22 protein-coding genes and 1 pseudogene are annotated in these 25,733 nt (G+C 31.9%); 6 read left to right on the top strand and 17 right to left on the bottom strand.

Annotated elements, in window-relative coordinates; genetic code table 11:
- Positions 1-6 precede the first annotated feature (6 nt).
- The 4 genes from xdhA to JJD95_RS10765 are packed head-to-tail and all read right to left on the bottom strand — an operon-like array spanning position 7 to position 6,856.
- Positions 7-2,286 carry a xanthine dehydrogenase subunit XdhA gene (gene xdhA, locus JJD95_RS10780; RefSeq protein WP_291643023.1) on the bottom strand — a complete coding sequence of 760 codons (2,280 nt, stop codon included), beginning with the start codon at positions 2,284-2,286 and terminating at the stop codon, positions 7-9.
- A 36-nt stretch (positions 2,287-2,322) separates the two neighbouring features.
- Positions 2,323-3,681, bottom strand: a complete 1,359-nt coding sequence (locus JJD95_RS10775) for an 8-oxoguanine deaminase (RefSeq protein WP_291643022.1) — start codon at positions 3,679-3,681, stop codon at positions 2,323-2,325.
- Positions 3,682-3,738: 57 nt separating this feature from the next.
- A complete protein-coding gene (gene ade / locus JJD95_RS10770) occupies positions 3,739-5,463 on the bottom strand; it encodes an adenine deaminase (protein ID WP_291643021.1) in 1,725 nt (574 codons plus the stop codon).
- 37 nt (positions 5,464-5,500) lie between these two features.
- Positions 5,501-6,856: a nucleobase:cation symporter-2 family protein gene (locus JJD95_RS10765; RefSeq protein ID WP_291643020.1), complete on the bottom strand. Its 1,356-nt coding sequence runs from the start codon at positions 6,854-6,856 to the stop codon at positions 5,501-5,503.
- A 208-nt stretch (positions 6,857-7,064) separates the two neighbouring features.
- On the opposite strand from JJD95_RS10765, the gene JJD95_RS10760 reads away from it, so the two are divergent.
- A complete protein-coding gene (locus JJD95_RS10760) occupies positions 7,065-7,706 on the top strand; it encodes a transcriptional regulator (RefSeq protein ID WP_291643019.1) in 642 nt (213 codons plus the stop codon).
- Positions 7,707-7,802: 96 nt separating this feature from the next.
- Here the strand turns inward: JJD95_RS10760 and JJD95_RS10755 are convergent, their stop codons facing one another.
- The 3 genes from JJD95_RS10755 to JJD95_RS10745 form a co-directional block, all read right to left on the bottom strand.
- Positions 7,803-8,780 (bottom strand): D-glycerate dehydrogenase, encoded by a 978-nt coding sequence (locus JJD95_RS10755; RefSeq protein WP_291643018.1) that lies wholly within the window; start codon positions 8,778-8,780, stop codon positions 7,803-7,805.
- Between the two features lie 205 nt (positions 8,781-8,985).
- On the bottom strand, positions 8,986-9,852 hold the full coding sequence (locus JJD95_RS10750; protein ID WP_291643017.1) for a DMT family transporter: 867 nt from the start codon (positions 9,850-9,852) through the stop codon (positions 8,986-8,988).
- Positions 9,853-9,855: 3 nt separating this feature from the next.
- Entirely contained in the window at positions 9,856-10,566 is a 711-nt protein-coding gene (locus tag JJD95_RS10745) for a hypothetical protein (protein ID WP_291643016.1), read from the bottom strand.
- Positions 10,567-10,748: 182 nt separating this feature from the next.
- Between JJD95_RS10745 and JJD95_RS10740 the strand changes: the two genes are divergently transcribed.
- Positions 10,749-11,240: a metallophosphoesterase family protein gene (locus tag JJD95_RS10740; protein ID WP_291643015.1), complete on the top strand. Its 492-nt coding sequence runs from the start codon at positions 10,749-10,751 to the stop codon at positions 11,238-11,240.
- An 85-nt stretch (positions 11,241-11,325) separates the two neighbouring features.
- Here JJD95_RS10740 and JJD95_RS10735 read toward each other — a convergent pair whose 3' ends face one another.
- The 4 genes from JJD95_RS10735 to JJD95_RS10720 all read right to left on the bottom strand — a co-directional run bounded on the left by JJD95_RS10735 (position 11,326) and on the right by JJD95_RS10720 (position 14,459).
- Complete coding sequence (locus tag JJD95_RS10735; RefSeq protein WP_291643014.1) at positions 11,326-11,538, bottom strand: heavy-metal-associated domain-containing protein; 213 nt, start codon at positions 11,536-11,538, stop codon at positions 11,326-11,328.
- Between the two features lie 180 nt (positions 11,539-11,718).
- A complete protein-coding gene (locus JJD95_RS10730) occupies positions 11,719-12,252 on the bottom strand; it encodes a DUF5317 domain-containing protein (protein WP_291643013.1) in 534 nt (177 codons plus the stop codon).
- 22 nt (positions 12,253-12,274) lie between these two features.
- Positions 12,275-13,534 (bottom strand): HD-GYP domain-containing protein, encoded by a 1,260-nt coding sequence (locus tag JJD95_RS10725; RefSeq protein WP_291643012.1) that lies wholly within the window; start codon positions 13,532-13,534, stop codon positions 12,275-12,277.
- Between the two features lie 298 nt (positions 13,535-13,832).
- Entirely contained in the window at positions 13,833-14,459 is a 627-nt protein-coding gene (locus JJD95_RS10720; protein ID WP_291643011.1) for a hypothetical protein, read from the bottom strand.
- A gap of 379 nt (positions 14,460-14,838) precedes the next feature.
- Here JJD95_RS10720 and nuoE point away from each other — a divergent pair, with 379 nt between their 5' ends.
- The 3 genes from nuoE to JJD95_RS10705 are packed head-to-tail and all read left to right on the top strand — an operon-like array spanning position 14,839 to position 19,015.
- Positions 14,839-15,318 (top strand): NADH-quinone oxidoreductase subunit NuoE, encoded by a 480-nt coding sequence (gene nuoE, locus JJD95_RS10715; protein ID WP_291643010.1) that lies wholly within the window; start codon positions 14,839-14,841, stop codon positions 15,316-15,318.
- Between the two features lie 14 nt (positions 15,319-15,332).
- The gene (locus tag JJD95_RS10710; RefSeq protein ID WP_291643009.1) at positions 15,333-17,228 is read left to right on the top strand and encodes an NADH-quinone oxidoreductase subunit NuoF; all 1,896 of its coding nucleotides are present in this window, start codon (positions 15,333-15,335) and stop codon (positions 17,226-17,228) included.
- Positions 17,229-17,278: 50 nt separating this feature from the next.
- A complete protein-coding gene (locus tag JJD95_RS10705; RefSeq protein WP_291643008.1) occupies positions 17,279-19,015 on the top strand; it encodes an NADH-dependent [FeFe] hydrogenase, group A6 in 1,737 nt (578 codons plus the stop codon).
- Between the two features lie 38 nt (positions 19,016-19,053).
- On the opposite strand, the gene JJD95_RS10700 is transcribed toward JJD95_RS10705, so the two are convergent.
- The 4 genes from JJD95_RS10700 to hydF all read right to left on the bottom strand — a co-directional run bounded on the left by JJD95_RS10700 (position 19,054) and on the right by hydF (position 23,579).
- On the bottom strand, positions 19,054-20,226 hold the full coding sequence (locus tag JJD95_RS10700; RefSeq protein ID WP_291643007.1) for a SpoIIE family protein phosphatase: 1,173 nt from the start codon (positions 20,224-20,226) through the stop codon (positions 19,054-19,056).
- Position 20,227: 1 nt separating this feature from the next.
- On the bottom strand, positions 20,228-21,946 hold the full coding sequence (locus JJD95_RS10695; RefSeq protein WP_291643006.1) for a [Fe-Fe] hydrogenase large subunit C-terminal domain-containing protein: 1,719 nt from the start codon (positions 21,944-21,946) through the stop codon (positions 20,228-20,230).
- Positions 21,939-22,193 (bottom strand): NAD(P)H-dependent oxidoreductase subunit E, encoded by a 255-nt coding sequence (locus JJD95_RS10690; protein WP_291643005.1) that lies wholly within the window; start codon positions 22,191-22,193, stop codon positions 21,939-21,941. The genes JJD95_RS10695 and JJD95_RS10690 overlap by 8 nt, the downstream gene beginning before the upstream one ends.
- A 180-nt stretch (positions 22,194-22,373) precedes the next feature.
- A complete protein-coding gene (gene hydF, locus JJD95_RS10685; protein WP_291643004.1) occupies positions 22,374-23,579 on the bottom strand; it encodes a [FeFe] hydrogenase H-cluster maturation GTPase HydF in 1,206 nt (401 codons plus the stop codon).
- Positions 23,580-24,084: 505 nt separating this feature from the next.
- On the opposite strand from hydF, the gene JJD95_RS10680 reads away from it, so the two are divergent.
- Positions 24,085-24,744 carry a polysaccharide deacetylase family protein gene (locus tag JJD95_RS10680; RefSeq protein ID WP_291643003.1) on the top strand — a complete coding sequence of 220 codons (660 nt, stop codon included), beginning with the start codon at positions 24,085-24,087 and terminating at the stop codon, positions 24,742-24,744.
- Between the two features lie 134 nt (positions 24,745-24,878).
- On the opposite strand, the gene pssA is transcribed toward JJD95_RS10680, so the two are convergent.
- Together pssA and JJD95_RS10670 are read right to left on the bottom strand one after the other, a co-directional pair.
- Positions 24,879-25,403, bottom strand: coding sequence for a CDP-diacylglycerol--serine O-phosphatidyltransferase (gene pssA, locus JJD95_RS10675; RefSeq protein WP_291643002.1), 525 nt, complete (start codon positions 25,401-25,403; stop codon positions 24,879-24,881).
- Positions 25,404-25,540: 137 nt separating this feature from the next.
- Positions 25,541-25,733, bottom strand: a pseudogene (locus JJD95_RS10670) (acetyl-CoA C-acyltransferase); the annotation flags it as partial.

Here is a 25,733-nt window from a genome sequence, read left to right as displayed (position 1 = left end):
CTACTTTTATATTAAATTTCTCTCTTTAAATTTTTCTACAAGTCTTTGTGGTGTTAACGGAGCAACATTAAACTTAACTCCTGTAGCATTAAGCACAGCATTTCTAATTGCAGGTGCAACCGGAATTGCAGGTGGTTCTCCTAATGCCTTGTTACCAAAAGGCCCTGATACATCATAGGTTTCTGCAAATTGTGCTTCCAAATGTGGAGTATCCATAATAGTTGGAAGTTTATAATCTAGTAAATTATCATTGAGCATTCTACCTGTCTTTGGATCAAATAAAAGCTGTTCACTCAAACCATAACCTAAACTCATACTCATACCGCCATGTACCTGTCCTGCCGCTAGCTTAGGATTAAGAATTTTACCACTATCGTGGACATTAATAACATTAATCACTTTAATTTTACCTACAGGAATATCAACTTCAACCTCAACAAAACATAATCCAAAAGAAAAGGAATTTGATTTACATTGGTTTGTAACATCTGCTGTTATGTGAACTGATTTTTCAGTATTATAAAGTGCATGCATAGCTACTTCTTTAAGTGAAGCTATAATTTCACCAGTTTCTTTATTTATAATATTATTATCTTTAAGTTCAATGTTTCCTTTAGGAAGTTTCAACATAAAATTCGCATGTTCTATTATTTTTTCTTTTATCTCCATAGCAGCCTTTTTAGCAGCCATCCCTGATACATAAGATTGCCTGGAAGCATAAGCCCCTGTATCAAAAGGTGTAATATCCGTATCTTGCGTTGATACAGTGTGTACATTTTCCGATGGAATGCTAAGAACCTCTGCTACCATTTGTCCAAAAACGGTATCTGCCCCTTGACCTATTTCCGTGGCACCCATTTGAAGTTGAACTGAACCATCTTGATTAAGCACAATTCTACAAGCTGCCGTTTCCAGTGAAATAGGATAAACACCCGTTGCATAGCTAAATATTGCCATACCCACGCCGCGTCTTATGGGTCCTGTTTGATTTTGGTATTCTTTAAGTTTCTTATCCCAGTCTATATATTTTTTACCCTTTTCAATACATTCGTCAAGGCCATTACTATAGCATTTAACTTGATTGTCAACAAAACCCAATTTCATAGCATTAAGCTTTCTAATTTCAATCTTGTCTAAATTAAGTTCAGTTGCAATATCATCAACATGGGATTCAATAGCAAAAGTTATTTGTGGTATACCATAAGCACGCATAGCACCAGATGATGGCATATTAGTAAATACTGAATACATATCACCTTTAGTTGCAACTTCACTCTGATATACTTGTTTGAATGCGTGACCTGCTTTACTTGTTATACTATGTCCATGGGATGCATAAGCCCCTTTATTACCATATACTACTACTTTTCTAGCAACAAACCGCCCATTTGGCCTCACATAACTTTTGATTTTAATTTTCATAGCATGACGCACACGGGTGCTCACAAAATCCTCTTCCCTACTCAAATCAAGTTTAACACATCTGCCACCAATAGCGTTGCATAAATATGCATTTAGCGGTTCGTAAAGAACCTCTTGTTTATTACCAAATCCTCCACCTATATAAGGTTTAATAACTCTGACTTTTCCCCACTCAATACCAAGAGCTTGCCCAACTACACGTCTTACAATATGAGGAATTTGAGTTGATGTAACAACAACAATTCTTTTACCCTCCGCATAAGCATAAGAAATTGGATTTTCAAGTTGGCAGTGCTTAACCATTGGAGTTTCGTATTCTCCCTCAAAAACAACGAGTCCTTCTTCTTTTATAGCATTGTCATAATTGCCTACTTCATAACTTGTATGCGCAAAAATATTATCTGGATACTCCTCATGAATACTTTTAGCTCCTTGTTTTAGTGCAGCATCAATAGAAAGTATCGGTTCATATTCTTCGTATTCTACTTTTATAAGGTTAATGGCCCTTGTTGCAGTTACACTGTCTTTAGCAACTACTGCTGCTATGTCATCACCATAATATCTAACTCTTTGATTAAGCAGTTTTCTGTCTGCTATATCTTGGTGAGCAGGGTCCAGCGAAAAAGGATGCCCAGCTGTTGGAAATCCGATAGGGGGAACATCAAAACAAGTTACAATTTTTATAACCCCTTCAAGTTTCATAGCTTCTGAAACATCAATACTCTTAACAAGGCCATTTGCAATAGTACTATGCATAACTTTCGCGACAAGACAGTTACTCAACTTAAAATCATCTGTAAACTGCGCACGTCCCGTTACTTTATCAAAAGCATCAACTCTTTTAATACTCTTTCCAATACTCATTTTGTACCTCCTTATATAGTAATCAAAATACTTCAATCATGAATTTTTATTAAATTTCTTTGCAACAACATTACTTTCATAATAGATCTTTTCTTCATCAACATTTACGAGTTCACCATTTTTTACAACAATTACACCATTTACAATGGTATAATCAACATTCCCCTTAAACCCCACAGTACTAAGTAGTGATTTAGGGTCTAAATCTGCACCTAAAAGTTCTAGACGGTTAAGGTTTATCATAAACAAATCCCCTGCCATTCCAATAGATAACTTACCAATATCTGAGCGTCCAAGTACCTTCGCACTGCCTCTAGTGGCCATTTTAAGTATATCATAGGCTGTGGGAGCACTTTTACCTGAGTTTAATCTATGCAGTAAAAATGCAACTCTCATCTCTTCAAGCATATTTGAACCATCGTTGCTTGCGCTTCCATCAACTGCAAGTCCAACAGGTACTTTGCTCTTTAGCATTTGAGGAATCTTTGCAATTCCTGATGACAATTTCATATTGGATATGGGACAATGAGCAATGCCTGTACCAGTTCTTGCAAGTAAATTTAACTCATCATCATTAAAATGAATACCATGTGCAAACCACACATCGCAGCCAAGCCATCCCAAACTCTCCATATACTCAAGAGGGCGCATGTTAAATTTTTGCATAGTAAATTTTTCTTCATCCAATGTTTCTGCAAGATGTGTGTGGAGTCTAACCCCAAGTTTTCTTGCAAGTATTGCTGATTCACGCATTAAATCTCCAGTTACACTAAATGGTGAACAAGGAGCAAGTGCAACCTGCCTCATGGAGAACTGACTATTGTCATGAAATTTTTTAACCAAAGCCTCACTGTCTTTTAAAATCTCGTCAACAGTTTGAACTACCGAATCTGGAGGAAGTCCCCCATCCTTAATGCTTAGAGACATACTTCCTCTGGATGCATACATTCTAATTCCAAGTCTTTGTGCAGCCTCAAACTGTGCTTCTATTAGACCACTTTGGTTTTTAGGAAATACATAGTGGTGGTCAAAGCATGTTGTACACCCGGTCTTTAAAAGTTCACCCATTCCACAAAGGGAACTGTACATAATAACATCACTGTTTACATTTTTCCAAATCTCATATAAATATTTCAACCATGGAAATAGTTCCATATTTTGAACTTCTGGAATATTTCTGCTAAAGTATTGATAAAGGTGATGGTGTGTATTTATAAGTCCTGGATACACCACCATATTTGTTGCATCTATAATCTCATCGGCTGATTTAATTTCACTACCAATATATTTTATTTCACCATTTTCAATAAATAAGTTTATATTTTGAAATACATTGTCCTCATCATCACAAGTTACAAGATATTTAATGTTCTTTAAAAGGATTGAATTCTTCATAAGTATCTCCTTAAAATTAGTATATCACCCGAAAAAAGTGGATCAATAACTTTTTTTTTATAAATTAGTATGCTGAAATTTTATTACATCAAAGAGTCCTCTATCGGTAATTTTCAGTTCAGGAATAACCGGTAATGCCATAAAAGCTAAAGTCATAAAAGCATTAACACTTTCATTAATGTTAAGTTCTTCCATAGCAATTTTATTAAGTTTTTCATGGCCTTTTGATACCGTTTCTAAATCCTCTGAAGACATTATACCTGCAATATCTAGCGGTAAGCATCCCTTCACCTCACCGTCAACAACAATAACAAGACCTCCACCAATTTCTATTATCTTTTCTACAGCTATTTTAATATTTGTAGGATTATCACCTATTACTATTAAGTTATGGGAATCATGCGCTATAGTTGATGCAATTGCACCATTTTTAAGACCATATCCTTCAATTAAACCCTTACCAATATTCCCCGTACCGTTATGTCTTTCAAATACATAAATCGGTAGTATATCAACTGCTTCATCATATATATAAAATCCGTTTCCATCTGATTTTACTGTCCTAGTTACATTCTCAGTAAAAAGACTATGATCCATAATTTTAATAACTTTTGCAGTGTTCGATGTAACTTTTAACTTTAAATCATCCATTGAAAAGTCTTTTATATTAACACTGTTAGATACGGTTTCTAAAAGTTTCTTATCTTCCTTTATATCTTTATACCAATCATCTTTTATTTGTTTACCTTTTTTAAATGTTTTTAGCACATTAAAATCTGATAAATTATCAACTATTATAAAATCTGCTATATACCCCGGAGCAATAGCTCCAAGTTTTTTAAGGTTATAACATTCTGCCGAATTAAGTGTTGCCATTCTAATTGCAGTAATAGGGCTCACACCACCTCTTATAGCAAGTCTAATGTTATTGTCTATGTGCCCTTCTTTTAAGATATCCGTAGGATGCCTATCATCTGTGCAAAAGGTAAATCTTCGCTCATTAAAGGGATTTACTGCTCCAACTAAATCTAATAGATTCTTTGCTGCCGAGCCTTCTCTTATTGCAACATAAATACCATTTCTAAGTCTATCCAATACCTCTTTATGGTTGCTACATTCGTGATCTGTTTTAACTCCCGCTAAAGAATAAGCATTTAACTCTTTTTCTTTAATAATAGGTCCATGCCCATCTACTATTTTGCAGTAATCATCAGTAAGTTCAAGTTTTTTAAGGATGCCTTCATCTGTAAAAACAACTCCTTGATAATTCATAAGTTCTCCAAGACCTAGGACTCTTTCATGTTGCATAAGTTCTTCTAAATCTTTTGCCTCAAGTATCGCCCCAGATGTTTCAAAGGCGGTAGCTGGAACGCAGGATGGTAACATAATATATACATCAAGTGGTAGATTTTCACTAGACTCAATCATATATTTAATTCCAGAAAGGCCCTTAACATTAGCTATTTCGTGGCAATCAGAGATAACCGTTGTGGTTCCTCTTGGTAAGACTGCTCTTGCAAATTGATATGGTGAACCCATTGATGACTCAATATGCACATGAGAATCTATTAACCCAGGAACTATATATCTCCCTTCACCATCAATTACCTCTGTGCCTTCATAATCACCAATACCAATAAATACACCATCACTAATAGCTAATTTACCATATATAATTTCTTGAGAAAAAACATTAACAACATTACAATTTTCAATAACTAAATCTGCTTTTTTTCTACTTGTAGCAATTTGAATTAAATTTTTAGTTTTACTGGATTTCATATTAATATGCCTCCATACTTATATCTTTTTATATTTATTATTGTCCAATTGTTGTAGAATCTACCTTAGCATCAATATTAAAAGGGGTCTCCTCTTTTAATATTACGTTAAGTAATAAAGCTACTACTGTACCTGCACTAATACCTGAAGAAAAAAAACTTTTAATAGCTGAAGGCATGCTATTTAGAAAATCAGGTCTTACAGTAACACCTAGACCTATGCCCAGTGAAATAGCTAAAATAAGCATGTTTCTGTTATTAAGATTAACCTTTTGAATTGTCTTGATTCCTGCTGATACAACCATACCAAACATTATGATACCTGCACCACCTAAAACTGGTGCTGGCATAATAGAAACGAGTGCTCCAAATTTAGGAAATATACCTAATATCATTAAGAGTATTCCTGCAAGAGCAACTACAGATTTACTTGCAACTCTAGTAATTGGTATAAGTCCAACATTTTGTGAAAAGGATGTATTAGGTCCAGCATTAATACACCCTGCTATAAGTGATCCAACTCCATCAGCAAGTATACCTTTTGATAGATCTTCTGATGTTAAATCTTTACCCGCTGCTTCACCAACAGCCATAAGACATCCTACCGTCTCAACCGTTGTTACTAAATAAGCTATAGCAAATGCAACAAATGCACTGAACTTAAAAGTAATACCATATTTAAAAGGCGATGGAAATGCCATCCAGCTAGCATTTGTAATTTGTGGTAAATCAAGCATTCCGAGTGGAAAGCATATTATATAACCAAATATTAACCCAATGATAACTGATGCGGAAGAAACAAGTCCTTTACCGTATCTGTTTAGTAATGTAATTGTAATCATTACTGAAAACGCTATACTTACATTTTTTATGCTACCATAGTCTTTAGCACCAAATCCACCAGCAGACCAATCTATTGCTACGGGTAATAAAGTAAGACCAATTAACATAACAACTGTCCCTGTTACAATTGGTGGAAAAAATTTTCTTAAAGGCTTAATAAAACGACTTAAAACGATTTCAATGAAGGACCCCATAATCGTTGCTCCAAATATTCCTGGTAATCCAAGAGCAGATCCAACAGCTAAAGATGGCCCAACAAATGTAAAATCAGTTCCCATAACGCATGGCAATCTAGCCCCTACAGGACCAATCCCTCTAGCTTGAATAAAAGTTGCTATACCTGCTGCAAATATTGAAGCACTTACTAAAAATGCAATGTCTTCCCCTGGTAATCCTAAAGCTCCCCCAATTATTAACGGTACTGCTACAATGCCCCCGAATGCTGCCATTATGTGCTGAAAAGCAAGTAAAATTGATATATGTAATGGTGGTTTATCATCGATCTTATACAAAATACCACCATTATCTTTGGATGAATTTACAATACTCATAATATAGCCTCCCTATGTATGCTCTTTATTTTCAGATTAGCATTACTTCAAATGAAAGTCAATATATTTTCAAAATATTTTTGCAATTCAAAAATTACTTTGTAAATTGTATTGATTTTAAAGATAAATATTGATATACTTAAATTATAAAATATTTGTAAAATTCTTTTAATTTCAGATTAATTATACGAATTGCGAGGTTATATATATGAATAATGATTCTAATTTAAATTTTTTAAAAAGATTAGCAAAGGGTATTTCATCCCAATTTGGTCGAAATTGTGAAGTAGTTATTCATGACCTATCTTCTGGGGATGTAGATTATCCAATTATATTTATTGAAAATGGTGACGTTACACAAAGAACCACAAGCACTAATGCATCACGCGTTGTTTTAAATGCTCTAAAACATGTTTCTGATTCACTGGAAGATAAATTGAGTTATGTTACAAAAACTCACGATGGTAAAATTTTAAAATCAAGTACCATATATATACGAGATAATGAAAATAAACCTACTGGAATATTCTCTATTAATTACGACATTACTGAGCTCACTATAGCTAAAGACTGTATAGAGTCCTTAATTAATTATGGAGATAATATTGAGGAACCAAATAAGATCCCTCAAAATGTTAATCAACTCCTAGATGACTTATTAGATGAATCCGTAAAAAAAATAGGTAAACCAGTTGCACTTATGAGTAAGGAACAAAAAATAGAAGCTATCCAATTTCTAAATGATGCTGGTGCCTTCTTAATTACAAAGGCCGGCGACAAGATTGCGGAATTTTTCGGTATTTCAAAGTACTCCATATATAATTATATAGATATTAAAAATAAACCTTAAAAAATGGCAGCTTAAGGTGGACAAGGTTAAATATTAGAGAATAAAAAAAAGCACTACCATTTTAAATGAATATAATGATAGTGCTTTTTAACGTATCTATTTTAATACTTCCATATTAACGCAAGTATCTGGCTTTTCACCTGCAAGAACTTTAATAATATTCCTAGCTGCAATTAACCCCATATTCGTTCTTGTTTCCATTGTAGCTGAAGCAATGTGTGGGACTATTACAACATTATACATATCTAAAAGTTCAGGTTCTATATCTGGTTCATGTTCAAATACGTCAAGTCCAGCTCCCCATATTTCACCAGACTTAAGAGCATTAACTAATGCTTTTTCATCAACTACTGGCCCTCTGGATGTATTAACAATAACTGATGTTTTTTTCATAATAGAAAATTCCTTTTCGCCTATATAGTGGATAGTAGAAGGCAAAAGTGGCACGTGTAGTGAAACAAAATCTGATTCTTTTAGAAGTGTTTCTTTATCCACATAAATAGCACCTAATTCATTTTCTATTTTTGGGTTTCTCCTTGGCCCAGTGTAAAGTACTTTCATATCAAACGCCTTAGCTTTTCTTGCAAAGTTAAAACCAATTCTACCTGCTCCCACAAGTCCTAATGTCTTTCCGGTAATGTCCCGTCCAAGAAACATCATAGGATCCCAATCTTGAAACGCACCATTCCTTGTAAATTTATCTGCTGATACTATTCTTCTAGATACCGCCATAAGAAGTGTCCATGCAAGGTCTGCAGTAGCATCATCTAACACTCCAGGTGTATTTGTAACTATGATACCCATTTGGGTAGCAGAAGCTATATCAACATTGTTGTACCCAACACCATAATTGGCAAATATCTTACACTTAACACCAGCTGCTTCAAATACCTCTTTATCAATAATATCAGCTATTACACATAAAACCGCATCCGTATTTTTCACCTTTTCTAACAGCTCTTCTCTTAGTAAAGCTCTATCTTGTGGATTGATTTCCACATCAAAATGCTCTTCCAAAAGTTCAATAGCCGCATCCGGTATTCTTCTTGTAATGTAAACTTTTTTCTTATCCATATATTTACACCTCCTAATATTCTAATATTTAACCTGATTTGTACTTATAATATATTTTTTTTACGTTTTTTAAATCTAATTCTGTATTATAAATAATAAATATATATTTATATTATACCCTATAATTTATTACCTAAAAAGATAATTTGTAAATTAATACTAAATATTTTTTACGTTTAATTAAATTTATCACAAATTTGTATAATTAAGTTTCTCTTTTCAAAACTCTTTTTATATTGTGAATATAAGTAAAAACAGCTGCTGATATGATAATCACTGTTCCTATAATACTTAAATAATCTGGAAGTTCTGACCAAACAATAAATCCTATAATTGCAGAAAACACTATGCTAGTATAGACGTAAATTGATACTTCTGCTGCTGGTGCATATCTATAAGCATTGGTTAAAGTAAATTGTCCAAGACCAGCAAAAACTCCAACACAGGCTAAGTATATAAATTGAATTATAGTAGGCTTTTGATAATTCATCATCATTAGTGGAAACATTACTACTACTGAAACAAAGGAAAAATAAAATACAATAGTCGCTGCCTTTTCCCTTTCTCTTAAGAATCGAATCAGGGTATAGGCTGCTCCCGCACACATAGCAGATATAAATCCTGCAAGTGATGGTAGAACTGAAAAATTAAATTGCGGTTTGATAATAAATAATGCTCCACTAAACACAATAATTAACACAGGTATTTGTATTTTAGAAAGCTTCTCCTTTAAAAAGACTGCAGCAAATAATGTTACAAAAAAAGGCGATATTTTATTTAACATATTTGCATCTGAAAGCACTAAATTATTCAGTGCATAAAAACTAAGTATTACACCTAACAGACCAAGTAAAGATCTAGAAAGTAAGTATTTTTGGTTTTCTTTCTTACCAAACAAACTTGCCTTATTATTTTTTATCATAATATATGCCATACCTAAACTTACTAAATTTCTATAAAACACTTTTTCAAAAAGTGGAATATCACCTGAAAGCTTTACCATGGCTCCCATTATTGAAAATGCTAAAGCGGATACCAGCATAAGTGTAATTGCTTTGGGTTTGTTGTCCATTCTTTACCACCTTCCGAATATAATTTCATTTCTATTTTTTCCTATTTGTTTTATAATTTCCATTTTTCTTAAACAGTATGTTACTTTTCTTGCCTTAAAAATAGTAATTTTAAGTTCTGAAGCTAAATTTTTATTGGTGAAACTCTCCGGTAGTCCTGTTGGTAAAAACATAAGAAAATCTTCTTTTTCTTTGAAGACGACTTTTTCTACTACCTCTACTAATTTTCTATCACTAATACTTACACCTTTTCGTCTCCAACTACCTTTTCCATCATTACATCTTATTTCCTCCTGTTTAGTCATTAAAATTTCCAAGGTAAAATTTTCTTCTACTATTAGGTCAGAAACCCTAATTAACTCATCAAATAAGTCCACTAGTTTTCCCTTTTTAGGAGACTTTCTTCTACTAATTATTTCATCCGATTCTCCTATTGTTACTATATATTTTTCAATAGCTATAGGATGTACTAACCTAACCTTATTATACTTAATAAGCTCCCTCAGCTTATTGCCAATTGCACTAAAATTTCTTGTCTGTATTTCTATTAATGAATCTTCTCTTACTAAATCAATTATATATTTGTCTACTTTTACTTCTAATCTGTCTCCTGGCACAGCATACCATTGCTTAATAGATGAGTGCAAAGACTTCTCATGCTTTATATTTATTCCTGTTTGCTCTAAAACATAGACTATATCTTCTGTTTCGCTCATGTTTTCTCCTCATGTTTTAATTTAGATTTAAATGTATACAAAAATACTACTTATAACTATATGATAATTATAGCAGATATATTATGTAAGTAGAATTATAAACTTTGAATTCAATATATTTGCATACTAAATTGTGTATCAAAGCATAATATAAGGTAATATAATAGATAAGGTGATGCATTATGAAAATTGCAATATTATCTGATACTCATGTAAAAAAACATAGCGATAAAATTTTTAAATTTATTGATAATTTATCTAAAGAAGCTGATATGATAATTCATGCAGGTGATTATGTTTCCTCTGGTGTTGTCTCAAAGTTGAGAGAGCATAAAAACTTTGTTGGGGTATGGGGAAATAATGATAAAGGGTATATCAGAGATTTATTAAAAGAAAAGATGATTATACCTATAGAAGGATATAAGGTTGGTTTATACCATGGACATGGCAACTCTAAAAACACTCTGGACAGTGCCTACAATGCATTTATTAATGATAAAGTAGATATAATTATCTTTGGGCATAGTCATCAGCCACTTATCCTAACTAAGAACAAGATACTTATGATAAATCCAGGTTCACCTTCTTATAAGCGCCGTGAACCATGGTTTTCCTATGTTATTTTAGAAATACAAGACAAGCAAATAAATGTTCAATTAAAGTTTTTTAATTAATAAAGCCCCTGTTCAATTGATGAACAGGGGCTTTATTAATAGTTATCTATATAATTTATAATAATGAAAATTAATGTTTAGTATATTAATCTTCTTCTATTTCAGTAACTTCATATCCTACTTCTTCAATTGCGTCAGTAATGTCATTATCACTTACCTCATCATCAAACTCTGCCATTGCAACCTTCTCTTCTAAGTCAACTTTCACTTTTATAGCACCAAGGTCTAATAGAGCTTCCTTTACATGACTTACACAATGACTGCAACTCATTCCATCAATATATATTTTTTTCTTCATTTATAACTCCCCTTTCTATTGTTAATTTATATTATTATATATGTTTCATTTTAAGTTATATAATTAATAAGTCAACTTATTTTTACATTATAGCTTAAATTCTTTTTATCTAGTACATTATATCCATAAAATCTAAATAAATGCACTTTTATATTATTTTAATCTTTATATCAAAGACAGCTAACTTTTAGCTGTCTTCTTCATTCCAGTAATTACAAATAACATTAATCCTACCACTGTAATAATATCACCTATACTTATAGCAAAATTCCTTAAAAAAGTAAGAGGAATAATATCTCCTAAAAACCATAATTTAGTATTTTCATTTATTAATGTATAAAGTCCTTCTTTAGTTACATTAAGAGTAATACCAGCAGCCTCTGCTGCTTTAGTACTGACTGGCATAGACCCTCCATTTAAGAAAATTGCAGTAGCATTCAATAAAAATCCTACTCCCATAAGTACGATAAATTTATCTTTCCTGTTAAAATAAATAAAAATCACTAATAAAATATACATGATAAAATCTAATATATATGTAAGTATGCCTATATTAAAAAATCCATTTCTTATTGATATAACAATAAAAAGCTCTATAAAGAAAGATATGAAAATAAGATATGCTCTATTTAAATCCACATTTTCTAAATTCCTTATTTTTCCCTTTAATATGTACCCTATAATAATTGCAAAAATTAACGCCTCAATAAACATTTTAAACCTCACCTTGTTTTTTTTATTTTTCTAGCATTTTAAAATACGCCTCAACTACCTTTGGATGAAACTGACTTCCCGAACATTTTTCAACTTCTTCTATAACCATTTCATGATTTAGAGCTTTTCTATAAGGTCTATCTGTAGTCATAGCATCTATAGAATCTGCCAGTTGAACAATAAAAACATCAAGGCTTAACTCTTCGACCATTTTACCATCTGGGTACCCTTTTCCATCATATCGTTCATGATGATTTCTTATAATAGGCAGTATATTTTGAAGATTTTTAATATCCTTTAGAATGTTGTAGCCTATGAGTGGATGTGTTTTTATGGCATCAAACTCTTCAGCTGTTAGCTTACCAGGTTTGTTTAAAATATAATCATCAATTCCTATCTTCCCAACGTCATGGAGTAGTGCTGCCATATTTAACCGTTCAATTTTCCAATCGTTATACTTTAATTCTTTAGCAATGCTAGAAGAGAGTTCAGCCACTCTTTGTGAATGTCCTTCTGTGTATTTATCCCTTGCCTCCATTGCAAGCATAAGTGCATCTACGGTTTGGAGATATTGAGATTTTGATTGAATATATAAAGAGAAAGTGTATCTCGCTAGTAATATAGGAAATAATACAAGTATTACACCACCATATTTATATAAATCAAATACATAGGCTAATAATATACCAAAAGGTGCCATAACTAAAATATTTAAAATCATATATTTTATATTAGAAATACATGCATAAATAAAATTTTTATTAGTCATTAAAGATGATAAGCTTGATATTATTACAGCGTTTGCAGTTAAAAACACCAAGCAAAACATAATTATTTGAAATACATTATTTGAAATCTTATCAATGGAAAATGTCCCTCCATATTGAAAATAAATATAATTACTAGATAAAACAGATATAACCAAAATACAACAATTATATAAAGTACCATAAATAGGTGTATTAAATATATGTTTATAACCATCTTTAACTTTTAATACCCTAACAGCATATCCTAAAATAACCACAAATAAAGTTATATATGGTCCGAACAATATGTAAGATGCTAATTGTATTGCAAAGCTTGTGCTAAAAGACATATTCTGAAAAGCAACTGAGACGCTTTCAGTGATAGCAACTAATATAATGAAAAACATTCCATCAATGTATTTAATAGGTGTAACATTTAAAATTTTAATATAAACAGAATAAAAAATACATATTACTGTTATTAAATATATGGATATGAAATATATTTTAACCTTCAATGGTAGTTTTTTCATTTTTATCCTCCTGTATATTTAAAGGCCGATGCCCCTTAAACTAAAAAATCCAAGTAACTGCTGATCCTCCAGCTATTGCAAGTGCTAATATAGCTAATAAAATTGTAGTTAATTTTTTCATTATTAAAATCCCCCTCTCGATTTAAATTAATAGGGCTACGCTATAACCTATCATAACTTCTCTCCGCTAAGGTAAAAATCTAAATAATGATCACATGACTTATTTTTTCAAAAAATATGGTATCGGCATCGGCCCTTAAAGCAATTTCATAAGCCACTTAGTGGCTTTTTAACAACTCTAAATGTTGTTAAAATTCGTTTTTTGCACTCTTCTATTTATAGCAGATAGGGTAGCTTTTACGATAGCTTCATATATATCATCTTTTACAATTGCAGACCCTACCATAGTGTCTTCTGATTCATTTATAACCATATTTACTAGTACAGATACAAAGGTTATATTTTTATTAGTAATACTAATTACCTCTTGTATATCAAATACATATGCTTGTCCAAGAATTTTTTCTACAGCTTCAATGGTAGCTTTAGCTACTATTTTTTTTCTATTTCCTACAGTTTTAATTCCTACTTGCTTCACAAAAAATTCTTCTCCTTCATAAAGAAGGTTAACTTCACACTCTAACATATTTCCTTGCGTATCTAAGGAAATACCCCCAAACTTTATTCTTCTAATGGGATCATACTCATCTGTTTCAATTTGTGCAATACTAATAACTTTTCTATCAATTCTATAATCAAAAGACGTCAAAAGAATAGACTCAATATCTCTAACTATTTGCTTTGGACCTCTTAAGTTATTAGCAAGTATATGCAATTCTTGAATATTATTGTCTTGTTGTATTATTTTTGTACTAATAACACCACTTATCTTGTTTATCATATTTTGAAAATTATTAAAATCCATATTATTCGCCTCGTCTCTTCAATAATAAGCAAATTTTATCATATTTAGCAACTTTATACAAGTTTTTACATGTTATTATTATAATTTTACTGTTGATGTAATTTTACCATAATATTAGAAAATAATATATATATTTTACTCTAAATAGGATATTATTTTTGTGTTTCACACATATATCTAGTTATTTTTTCTTTACTATAAAAAACTATAAGTACCTTTAATATTTAGTAGATTTTTTTGGCAAATCATATTATAATAAAAGCGATACATTATTTTCATTGATTAATTTTTAACAATATTACAATATAAATTTATAATTATATAGAGGGATAGTAACTTCTCTATATATAATCATATATTTTAAAGGAGGTATATTTTAGTGTGTTCTAATTGTTTAAAAGATGAAACTTTCAAAATTCTAGAAGAATTTATTAACGGTCTTGAAACTAAAGAAGGTGCCCTTATTGAAGTTCTCCACAAAGCCCAAGGCTTATTTGGCTACTTACCTCAAGAGGTACAAGCTTTTGTAGCGGAAAAGTTAAATATTCCAGTTTCTAAAGTTTATGGTGTTGTTACTTTCTATTCTTTTTTCACTATTGAACCAAGAGGAAAATATGTAGTAAATGTTTGTATGGGAACTGCCTGTTTTGTTAGAGGTTCTGGGGATGTACTTAATGAGTTTCAAAATAAATTAAAGCTCAAAACTGGTGAAACTACTAGTGATGGTAAATTCACATTAGGATCATTAAGATGTGTAGGCGCCTGTGGTCTTGCACCTGTAGTAACTATAAACGATAAAGTTTATGGCCATGTTACAGTAGACCAAGTAGATAAAATATTAGCTGAGTATGTTGAGTAGAAGGGGGAAATAAATTGAATAAAATTAATTCTTTTGATGAACTTAAAAGTATTCAAAATGAGCATATTAAATTATTAGAAATGAGAAAAATAAACCAAGAACTTGAAAAAGCTTCCGAAGACACTCGATGTAAACGATATTTATCAGTTTGCGGTGGTACTGGTTGCATGTCTGCTGGAAGTAATGAAATCTTAATAAATTTGCAAAAGGAAATAGCTACTGCTGGACTAGCTGATGAAGTAGATGTTGCTATAACAGGTTGTTTCGGTTTTTGTGAAAAAGGTCCAATCGTTAAGGTTTCTCCTGATAACGTATTTTACGTTACTGTTAAGCCAACAGATGCCGCAGAAATAGTTAGCGAGCATTTGTTAAAAGGAAAAGTTGTTGAAAGACTTTTATTTGAAGAACCAAGTTCAAAAATAAAAATAAAAAAACAGGAAGATATGCATTTTTATAAAAAGCAAGTAAGAATTGCTCTTAGAAATTGTGGGCTTATTAATCCTGAAGATATACAAGAATATATAGCTGAAAATGGTTACTTAGCATTAGGTAAAGTAATTACAGAAATGTCTCAAGATGATATTATAAAATTAATGATTGATTCAGGACTTCGAGGTAGAGGCGGCGGCGGCTTCCCAACAGGTAAAAAATGGGCTTTTGCAAAAATGTACGATGCGGATCAGAAGTACATAATTTGTAACGCTGATGAAGGAGACCCAGGCGCATTCATGGACCGTTCTATTCTTGAAGGTGACCCTCACAGTGTTTTAGAAGCTATGGCTATCGCAGGTTATAGTATTGGTGCTTCAATTGGAAATATTTATATTAGAGCAGAATATCCCCTTGCTATTAGTAGACTTCGAACCGCTATAGGACAAGCTCGTGAGTTAGGACTTCTTGGAACTAATATTTTAGGAACTGATTTCAGCTTTGATATAGAGATTAAATATGGTGCTGGAGCTTTCGTATGTGGAGAAGAAACTGCCTTAATTCAATCTATTGAAGGTGAACGTGGAGAACCTACTAATAAACCACCATTCCCAGCACAAAGTGGATTATGGAATAAACCAACTTGTGTTAACAATGTTGAAACTCTTGCAAATATCCCAGCTATTATTAACAACGGCGCTGCTTGGTACAGTTCTATAGGAACTGCTACCTCTAAGGGTACAAAAGTTTTCGCACTTGCTGGTAAAATCAATAATGTTGGACTAGTAGAAGTTCCAATGGGCACTACCCTGAGAGAAATTATATATGATATCGGTGGTGGAATTAAGAATGGCCGTGAATTTAAAGCTGTTCAAACGGGAGGTCCATCAGGCGGATGTATTACTGCAGAATTTTTAGATACTCCAATTGATTATGAATCACTAGGTGCTATAGGTTCTATGATGGGTTCTGGTGGTATGATTGTTATGGATGAAGATAATTGTATGATTGATATAGCTAAATTCTATTTAGAATTTACTGTAGAAGAATCTTGTGGTAAGTGTACTCCTTGTCGAATAGGAAATAAACGTCTTCTTGAAATGCTTGATAAAATTTCAAAAGGAAATGGAACAAAATTGGATTTACACAAGCTAAAATCACTTGCAAATACAATCAAAGATACTTCCCTATGTGGTCTAGGACAAACTGCTCCAAATCCAGTATTAAGTACTCTTAAGTACTTCAAGAGTGAATATGATGCTCACGTGTATGATAAAACTTGCCCCGCTGGAGTATGTAAAGACTTGTTAAAATACTATATCACTGATCAATGTATTGGCTGTACAAAATGTGCAAGACAATGTCCTGTAAATGCAATCAGCGGAAAAGTTAAAGGATTGCATGTTATTGATCAAACTAAATGTATTAAATGTGGCGTATGTCTAACTGCATGTCCAGTTAATGCAATCATCAAAAAATAATATTCCAATAAAGTTTTTAAATATAAAGATATAAGAAAGAGGTGCACGCTGTGAGTTTAATTGCTCTTACTATAAACAATAAAAAAGTCTATGTAGAAGAAGGCTCAACTATTCTAGATGCCGCTAAAAAATTAAATATAAATATTCCTACACTATGTCATTTAAATATGCATGATGGAAAAACTACAAACCATCCAGGGTCTTGTCGTGTATGCGTTGTTGAAGTTGAAGGCAGAAGAAATTTAGCACCTTCATGCTCTACTCCTGCTACAAATGGACTAGTTGTTAAAACAAATTCCATTAGGGCTATTAAAGCACGTAGAACTGTACTTGAATTAATTCTATCTGACCACCCACAAGACTGTTTATTATGCGAAAAAAATACTAGCTGTGCATTACAAAGATTGGCTGCAGAACTAGGTATTCGTGAAATTCGCTATAAAGGTGAAATGTCAACTTATCCTATTGATAGTTCAAGTAGTTCTATTGTTAGGGATTTAAATAAATGTATATTATGCAGGCGTTGTGAAACTGTGTGTAATGAAATTCAAACTGTCGGTGCTATATCTGCTGTAGGCAGAGGATTTGACACTGTTGTATCCACTGCTTTTTCATTACCAATAGGAGAAACCACTTGTACTTTCTGTGGAAAATGTGTTTCTGTATGTCCAACTGGTGCATTAACAGAGGTTAATAATACTTCTAAAGTTTGGACTGCTCTTGACCAAACAGAAAAGATTGTTGTTGTTCAAACAGCTCCTGCCGTTAGAGCTGCACTAGGTGAAGAATTTGGGATTGAGCAAGGTACTTCTGTTACTGGTAAAATGGTTTCTGCACTAAAAGCTTTAGGTTTCACTAAAGTTTTTGATACGGATTTTGCAGCTGACTTAACTATAATGGAAGAAGCTAGTGAATTTGTTCATAGGTTACAACATGGAGGAAGACTTCCAATACTTACAAGTTGTTGTCCTGCTTGGGTTAATTTCTTTGAACATCAATTTAGTGATTTATTAGATATTCCATCTACTTGTAAATCACCACAACAAATGTGGGGTGCTGTTGCTAAAACATACCTTGCAGAAAAAATGAATATAGAGTCAAAAGATATGATAGTTGTATCTGTAATGCCTTGTCTTGCAAAAAAATATGAAGCTACCAGACCTGAAATGTCTACAAATGGAGTACCAGATGTTGATATAGTTATAAGTACAAGAGAACTTGCTAAAATGATAAAAGAAGCTGGAATAGATTTTGCTTCATTACCAGATGAAGATTTCGATAATCCACTGGGAGAATCAACTGGTGCTGGAGTTCTATTCGGTACCTCTGGCGGAGTTATGGAAGCAGCACTACGTACTGCTTATGAGTGGCTTACAAATGAAACACTTGAAAGTGTAGATTTTAAAGCAGTGCGTGGTTTAGAAGGCATAAAAGAAGCCTCTGTAAAAATTAATGACCTTGATGTCAAAGTGGCTATCGCTAGTGGACTTGGAAATGCTCGTAAATTATTAGAATCTATACGCTCCGGAGAAGCTAATTACCACTTAATTGAAATCATGGCTTGCCCTGGTGGATGTATTAACGGTGGTGGGCAACCATATTCAACTGATTTTGAAGATATAATAGAAAAGAGAATGGCTGTTTTATATGATGAAGATAAAAATAAAACAATAAGAAAATCTCACAATAATCCATATATCAAAAAAATATATGAAGAATTCCTTGGAGAACCATATGGCGAAAAAGCTCATGAACTTCTTCATACACATTACACAAAACGTAAATAAGGTTTAAATAAAAAAACAGCAGATAATCTGCTGTTTTTTTATATATAATTTACATTAACATATTTCCCTAATTTCTTCATGCATACTACCAGTTGATCCACAATTTTTAGCTTAATACTCAAATCTATTGGAAAATTCGGATTTTGATGTGCTGGATTTATAGCCTTTCCTACCCATAAATTAATATGAGTACAATCTTCAATTAGCATTTTGACAAGTCTACTAGCTCCGTCTTTACCTTCTAAATCACAATATGATTTCTGCTGTTCAAAGCACGCTTCATAATTATTTAACTTTTCTATTGCCTTACTTAAAGTTAACACTCCTTCAGTTACTAAATCTATTCCCTCTATACTTCCCGTAGGCGGAACATCTTTATCAAAAAAATCTAAATTTACTTTAAGAGCAATGCCAAGTTCTCTACTAGCAATATTAGAAGTAGTTCCCCCACAAATTATCTTCTTTCCACTTCCACTCATAAAGCTTTTAATAACACTTTTATCGTTTAGTGCATCTTTGGGTGGACCTGTAAATATATCAATATACTCTGGCTTTCTAGCTTTTATACATAATGCTGTCGTATCATCTCCTGGTTTCCCTCCATATAAATCCCAACACACCTGAATTAAATCTTTTGCAATGTTTTTTGCACTTCTCCTACATTTTATGTTTCTAATCAAGTAGTTTTTTACATTATCCCAGCTCCATCCCAAATTCAATATGTTTCCAATGCCTGCATGAATACAACCATCACTTACTACTGTAAGCACATCACCCTCTTGTAATATAAATTGACTTTCATATACTTTTTTTTCATTAATTATGCTTTCTTTTTTTTCTATTTCAATTTCCTTATTATACCTTATTAAAAAATAAGGCGGATTATCATATTCTGCAATATATACCCTTCCATCATTATAAACTTTCATAATAGTAAAAGTGCAATAGGCAATATTCCTAACCTTACACACAGGTAATGTATTTACTATAGTATCTACAGTCTCATAGATATCTGCTCCTTCCTTAAGCATAGTACTAGCTATTTTAGCTGTTAGCGAAGCTAATATGTTAGCCTTCACACCACTACCTAACCCATCTGCAAGAACTATAATTGTGCTATCTTGAAGCCTTATTATTTCTACCCTATCACCACAGAGTTCCTCACCTTTTTTTATAAGGTTATCATATGATACATCAATAAATAAACTCATTTTATTCACCATCTTCTCCTGCTACTATTTTTTTAAGCTTAGTTAAAATAATTTTTGTTTCTGCAGTTGTTTCACCAAGTAAACTTGCTATTTCTTGAGCAACTCTCATTTGCTTATTAATAACCTCTTGAGCAGCATTTAATGTATTTTCTTTAACCTTTTTTAGTTCTTTTTTGTTTTTCTCTTGGACCATAATATTAATCATACTTACAAGTACCATGTCTTGTTTCTTAAGATATACAACATTTTCTATAAACACTACCCCATATTTTAGATAATCAACTTTTTTACCTATTATACTTTCTCCAGTTTCTCTAACCTTTTTAAAATTTTCATCATCAACAAGTAGAGATATAGGTTTTCCTATGATATTCTCAGCCTGTATTTTAAATATAGCCTTAGCAGCTGGATTTATCTCTCGTACATTCATTTCTCCATCTAGTAATATGAGAATACTAGCAGTATTCTCAACTATTTCATTAGCAAGACTTTCTGCCTTAGTTCTCATATAATGAAGGCACATAGTAGTTTCAGCCATCCCTTCAAATATAGCTTGAGCTTTTATTCTGCATGTGTCATATCCGCACACTCCACAATTCAGTTCATCTTTCAATTCATATTTTCCCATTGTATTCATAATAGTTGTAATTTCTTCTTCTGTAGCTATAACTCTTTTAATAGGATTTTCACTAAATCCTCTATAGAAACTTATATTTTTAGGAATCACTATATTTATTGGATTATTGTAATTTTTACGGTTATTTATGTAGGTTCTAATTTTTTTTAATTTAGCATAATAATTTTCACTATTTTTAACCATAACTGGTCCACCAATACAACTTCCCTTGCAGGCACTGACCTCAATTAAAACATCTTTTAAATCCCCATTTATAATGCTATTGAACACCTCTATACACTCTTCCATACCACTTACTGACATAACACTAAGCTTACTTTCTTTTAATCTCTCCCCCATTGCCTCAATAATCCCTCCGCCTATAGGAAATCCTTGACCCCTACTATAAGGCGAGGTATCGAAGTCTTCTTCCTCTAATTCTTCCATTTTTATACCTGATTCAATAATCCAAGAATCCACTTCATCAAAGGTTAATACAGCATTGATTATATTCTCTTGTAAATAGCTATCTGATTCAGATTTTTTTGAAAGACATGGCCCTATAAACACAACGAAACTATCTCCACCAAATTTATTTTTTAGTAACTTACCATGAGCTATCATTGGAGATACACTAGGAATTAAGTACGGTATTATTTCTTTATAATATTTTTCTGTTAAATAATTAGTTGACGGACAAGCCGATGTTATATAAACATCTTGTTTATTATCTCTTATATAATCATTGTATAATTCACATACTACTTCTGCCCCTACTGCAGTTTCTTCTATTATACTAAATCCTAACTTTTTTAAAGCAGCAACCACAATGCCTGCCTTTACATCAAAAAAACCAGCAAAAGAGGGTGCTAGACTTACAATGACTTTTTTTCCTGAATGCATTGCCCATTTAACTATATCCACATCACTTTTAATCTCTCTAGCATTTTGTGGACATACCGTAAGACAATGTCCACATTCTATACATCTTTCTTCATCTATCGTAGCTTGGTCATTTTCGAATTTTATTGCCTTCACAGGACATGAACGAAGGCACTTATAACAACTTGTGCACTCTGCTTTAGAAAAATTTATATTACTCATTTGGGATACCTCTCATTATAGTTTCATAAAAGAATGCTTCTACATTATTTTCATTTAATGAGAAAAATGTTTCATCATTAACAGTTACAGCAACTGCATCTGTACATCTACCAATACAAAATGCCCCTTTAATTTCTACCCTGTCAGAAACATCATTTTCTTTAATTAACCTTTGTAACTCTTCTATTACTTTATAAGACCCATTTAAATGACAAGCACTCCCCACACAAATACTAATAATTATCATATTATCATCCCTTCAAGTTAGTTAACCCTATATATATTTTATAATTTAAGAATCTCTATATAATTAAATTCTACAACATTTATTGTAAAATTAATATAGTAACTTTGATTTTTATTTAACAAAGATTTCAAAAATATCCACAACCAACGCTTTTAATTCGCCTTAGTTGTGGATATTAATTTATTTTATGTCATATTCTTCAAAAGCACTAAGTACTCTGCCTAATATACTATTTAAATGTGCTATAGCTATACCAAAATTTGTAATAGGCAATCCTTCATTATTAGCCTTTTTAATTCTTGACATTAACTGTTTTCTATTAAACATACACGCTGCACAATGCACTATTAGCTTATATTCACTTAAATCCTCTGGAAAAGTGTTTCCTGCACAAACTGTTATATCTAACTTTCCACCCACTTTTTCTTGAAGCCACATAGGAAGTTTCTCTCGTCCTATATCTCCATCTAACGGATGATGAGTGCAAGCCTCTGCTATAAGTACCTTATCACCTGGTTTAAGTGTATCTATAGCTCTTGCACCTTTAACTAAGGTATCTAAATCACCTTTATACCTAGCCATAAGTATAGAAAAAGAAGTAAGTGGTACATCCTTTGGTATTGCAGAATTTACTTTTTTAAATATCTGTGAGTCCGTAATTACTAAATCCGGTTTTTCCTTTAGTGAATCCAGAACATCCTGTAGCTCACTATCCTTTACTACTAATGCCATTGCATCGTTATCAAGAAGATCTCTTATTATTTGAACCTGTGGAAGTATTAACCTACCTTTGGGTGCTTGAAGATCTTGTGGTGCTACAAGTATTACTCTTGCCTTTGGTTTTACTATGTCACCTACGATTGTACACTTTTCAAAATCCTGTGGTGCCATTTCCATAATAGCTTTTTTCAGTTCATCAATATTCACTATATCCTTAGAACTAACCTTCACAAAAGATATATTTATAACCTTTTGAATTCGCTCTAAATCAATATCACCTTGATCAATCTTATTAATAACTCCAACTACAGGAATTTTTCTTTCCTTTAGTTCCTCATACCATTCACTTTCAAAGGATAAATCTCTATCGCTACCATCAATAATCAAAAGCGCTAAATCCGTCTTATCCATAACTTCTTTAGTCTTCTTTATTCTGAGCTCCCCAATTGCACCTTTGTCATCAAATCCCGCAGTATCTATTATAACTACTGGTCCTATAGGGAGTAGCTCCATAGCTTTATATACAGGGTCTGTAGTAGTCCCTGCCACATCTGATACTAAAGCAGCCTCCTGCGTCGTAAGCACATTTATTAAACTTGATTTCCCAACATTTCTTTTCCCAAAAATAGCTATATGAAGCCTATTAGCATTTGGTGTCTGCTGCATACCTCATCTCTCCTCTTATTTAAAAATTTTTCTTAGTATTTTTTTAACTAGTATATTTCTTACCAAATATTAAAACCCCCTACAAAATGTAGAAGGTCAAAGTACGCCTATTAATGTTTGATACGTCAGCCCTCTTTTTGCTCAGAAAACTCTTTGCAATTAGATTTGAATTATTTATTTTTACGGATTATTTTTCTCACTACAGTCAGTATATTCTAACTCTATCGAACAATATAATTATACAAAATTTCAGTAATGATTGTCAATGAATTATGAACTAACTATAATACTATATTAAATTTATATAATATTCGCCTATAAAATATATTATATTAGCTTAATACATTTTTATTTGGGTACACTAATTAGGAAAATCATAAAGGTAGGTGATAATATGACTCTGCTAAAAAGAAGTATTCTCCTGATTTTTACTACTACAGTTATTTGCCTCTTATGGAATAACACCCAAAATAAGGATAGTGATCAAAAAAATAACCAGGTATTCATGATTACAAATACTTCTACAAATCATTCTGATAATATTAGACCCTTAAAATTAGTCTATTTAACCTTTGATGATGGTCCTACTTATGTTGTTACAGACGCACTACTTGATGTATTAAAAAAAGAAAAGATAAAAGCTACTTTTTTTGTAGTAGGAAAAGAAATTGAAGGTAAGGAGATAATTCTCAAGAGAATTTACCATGATGGTCATAGTATAGGTCTTCACACCTATAGTCATAATTTCAAAAAAATATATAGAAGCAGCGACGTTTTTATAAGTGAGATGAAAAAAGCCTCTAATACAATTGAAGGTGTGATTGGATTTGCCCCTAAAATTATAAGGTTTCCTGGTGGTAGCTCAAAGCGATTGAATACTCTTACTTTAGAAGCTCTTCATGAAAATAATTTTAAAGTGTATGATTGGAATGTTAATGTATATGATGGTATAGATCCTAATTTAACTCCAACACAACTTGTTAAGAACTCTCATATCATTAAAGGCAATAAAAATGTAGCCATAGTATTAATGCACTGCAATTTTAATAATAAAAACACTGTAAAAGCTCTACCTGGAATCATAAAATATTATCTTGATTTGGGTTATGAATTTAAAACAATTACTGAAGATACTCCAGAATATTACTATAGATTTAAAAATTAGAGTTTTTTTGATTTTTAAAATTGGTATTAATTTTTTGAACATATACACCATTTATTCTTAAATAAAAAAAAGCTCACCATAAGGTGAGGTTAATATTATAATTGCATTTTTGGAACATATTTTATATCATATTACTACCTTTTTTTAAATTTAAAATTACCTACCATTAAATAAGATAATACAAATAATAAAAACATAGTAGGGCCTATATTTGTAGCTTTGCCAGTACCAGTCATAATCAAAGCATAAAGTGCTAAAAATGTTCCTGTAATTGTGATGGGAATTCCTGAAAAAACGCCATTAAAATCTGTAATATTATATTTTGCTAACCTATATGCTCCTGCTACTGGAAAAACCAAAACCATTAAATATCCGATGTATCCCAAATCCATAAAATTATAAATGTTGAATATCAATATGGAAGGTGCCACACCAAAAGATACTAAATCACATAATGAATCTAGTTCTTTTCCCATGTCATTTTCCACTTTTAAATATCTAGCTATTCTTCCATCATATCTATCAAATAACCCAGCTAAAAAAATAAATAGTACCGCTAATTTATAATTGCCTTCAAAACTCATAAGTATTGACATAATTCCACAAGACATATTGCTTAAGGTGAAAATGTTTGGTACTGCATTTTTGATTTTAACCATATATATCACTCCTATACTTATGATTATACCATAATATTATAAGTTATACTTTAGTATTCTCACACATTCCTATAAATTCAGTGTTAAATTTTACTAATTAAAAGACCAGCATTATTTGCTGATCTTTTTTTATAAATTTATCTTTCTACAATAATAGCAGTTCCTTGACCTCCACCTATACAAAGCGTCGCAAGTCCAGTTTTAGAATCTCTTTTTATCATCTCATGTATTAATGTAACAAGTATTCTTCCTCCTGAAGCCCCTACTGGATGACCTAATGCTATAGCTCCACCATTAACATTTACTTTTTCCATATCAAAGCCTAAATCT

It is taken from the genome of Clostridium sp., assembly GCF_016650035.1.
Taxonomy (GTDB): domain Bacteria; phylum Bacillota; class Clostridia; order Clostridiales; family Clostridiaceae; genus Clostridium_AD.
This window is presented reverse-complemented; position numbering and strand designations above follow the sequence as displayed.

What these genes read in the sequence shown, in the direction of transcription:
- xdhA (WP_291643023.1), bottom strand. Translation starts at nt 2,286, where the DNA reads ATGAGTATTGGAAAGAGTATTAAAAGAGTTGATGCTTTTGATAAAGTA.
- JJD95_RS10775 (WP_291643022.1), bottom strand. Translation starts at nt 3,681, where the DNA reads ATGAAGAATTCAATCCTTTTAAAGAACATTAAATATCTTGTAACTTGT.
- ade (WP_291643021.1), bottom strand. Translation starts at nt 5,463, where the DNA reads ATGAAATCCAGTAAAACTAAAAATTTAATTCAAATTGCTACAAGTAGA.
- JJD95_RS10765 (WP_291643020.1), bottom strand. Translation starts at nt 6,856, where the DNA reads ATGAGTATTGTAAATTCATCCAAAGATAATGGTGGTATTTTGTATAAG.
- JJD95_RS10760 (WP_291643019.1), top strand. Translation starts at nt 7,065, where the DNA reads ATGAATAATGATTCTAATTTAAATTTTTTAAAAAGATTAGCAAAGGGT.
- JJD95_RS10755 (WP_291643018.1), bottom strand. Translation starts at nt 8,780, where the DNA reads ATGGATAAGAAAAAAGTTTACATTACAAGAAGAATACCGGATGCGGCT.
- JJD95_RS10750 (WP_291643017.1), bottom strand. Translation starts at nt 9,852, where the DNA reads ATGGACAACAAACCCAAAGCAATTACACTTATGCTGGTATCCGCTTTA.
- JJD95_RS10745 (WP_291643016.1), bottom strand. Translation starts at nt 10,566, where the DNA reads ATGAGCGAAACAGAAGATATAGTCTATGTTTTAGAGCAAACAGGAATA.
- JJD95_RS10740 (WP_291643015.1), top strand. Translation starts at nt 10,749, where the DNA reads ATGAAAATTGCAATATTATCTGATACTCATGTAAAAAAACATAGCGAT.
- JJD95_RS10735 (WP_291643014.1), bottom strand. Translation starts at nt 11,538, where the DNA reads ATGAAGAAAAAAATATATATTGATGGAATGAGTTGCAGTCATTGTGTA.
- JJD95_RS10730 (WP_291643013.1), bottom strand. Translation starts at nt 12,252, where the DNA reads ATGTTTATTGAGGCGTTAATTTTTGCAATTATTATAGGGTACATATTA.
- JJD95_RS10725 (WP_291643012.1), bottom strand. Translation starts at nt 13,534, where the DNA reads ATGAAAAAACTACCATTGAAGGTTAAAATATATTTCATATCCATATAT.
- JJD95_RS10720 (WP_291643011.1), bottom strand. Translation starts at nt 14,459, where the DNA reads ATGGATTTTAATAATTTTCAAAATATGATAAACAAGATAAGTGGTGTT.
- JJD95_RS10700 (WP_291643007.1), bottom strand. Translation starts at nt 20,226, where the DNA reads ATGAGTTTATTTATTGATGTATCATATGATAACCTTATAAAAAAAGGT.
- JJD95_RS10695 (WP_291643006.1), bottom strand. Translation starts at nt 21,946, where the DNA reads ATGAGTAATATAAATTTTTCTAAAGCAGAGTGCACAAGTTGTTATAAG.
- JJD95_RS10690 (WP_291643005.1), bottom strand. Translation starts at nt 22,193, where the DNA reads ATGATAATTATTAGTATTTGTGTGGGGAGTGCTTGTCATTTAAATGGG.
- hydF (WP_291643004.1), bottom strand. Translation starts at nt 23,579, where the DNA reads ATGCAGCAGACACCAAATGCTAATAGGCTTCATATAGCTATTTTTGGG.
- JJD95_RS10680 (WP_291643003.1), top strand. Translation starts at nt 24,085, where the DNA reads ATGATTACAAATACTTCTACAAATCATTCTGATAATATTAGACCCTTA.
- pssA (WP_291643002.1), bottom strand. Translation starts at nt 25,403, where the DNA reads ATGGTTAAAATCAAAAATGCAGTACCAAACATTTTCACCTTAAGCAAT.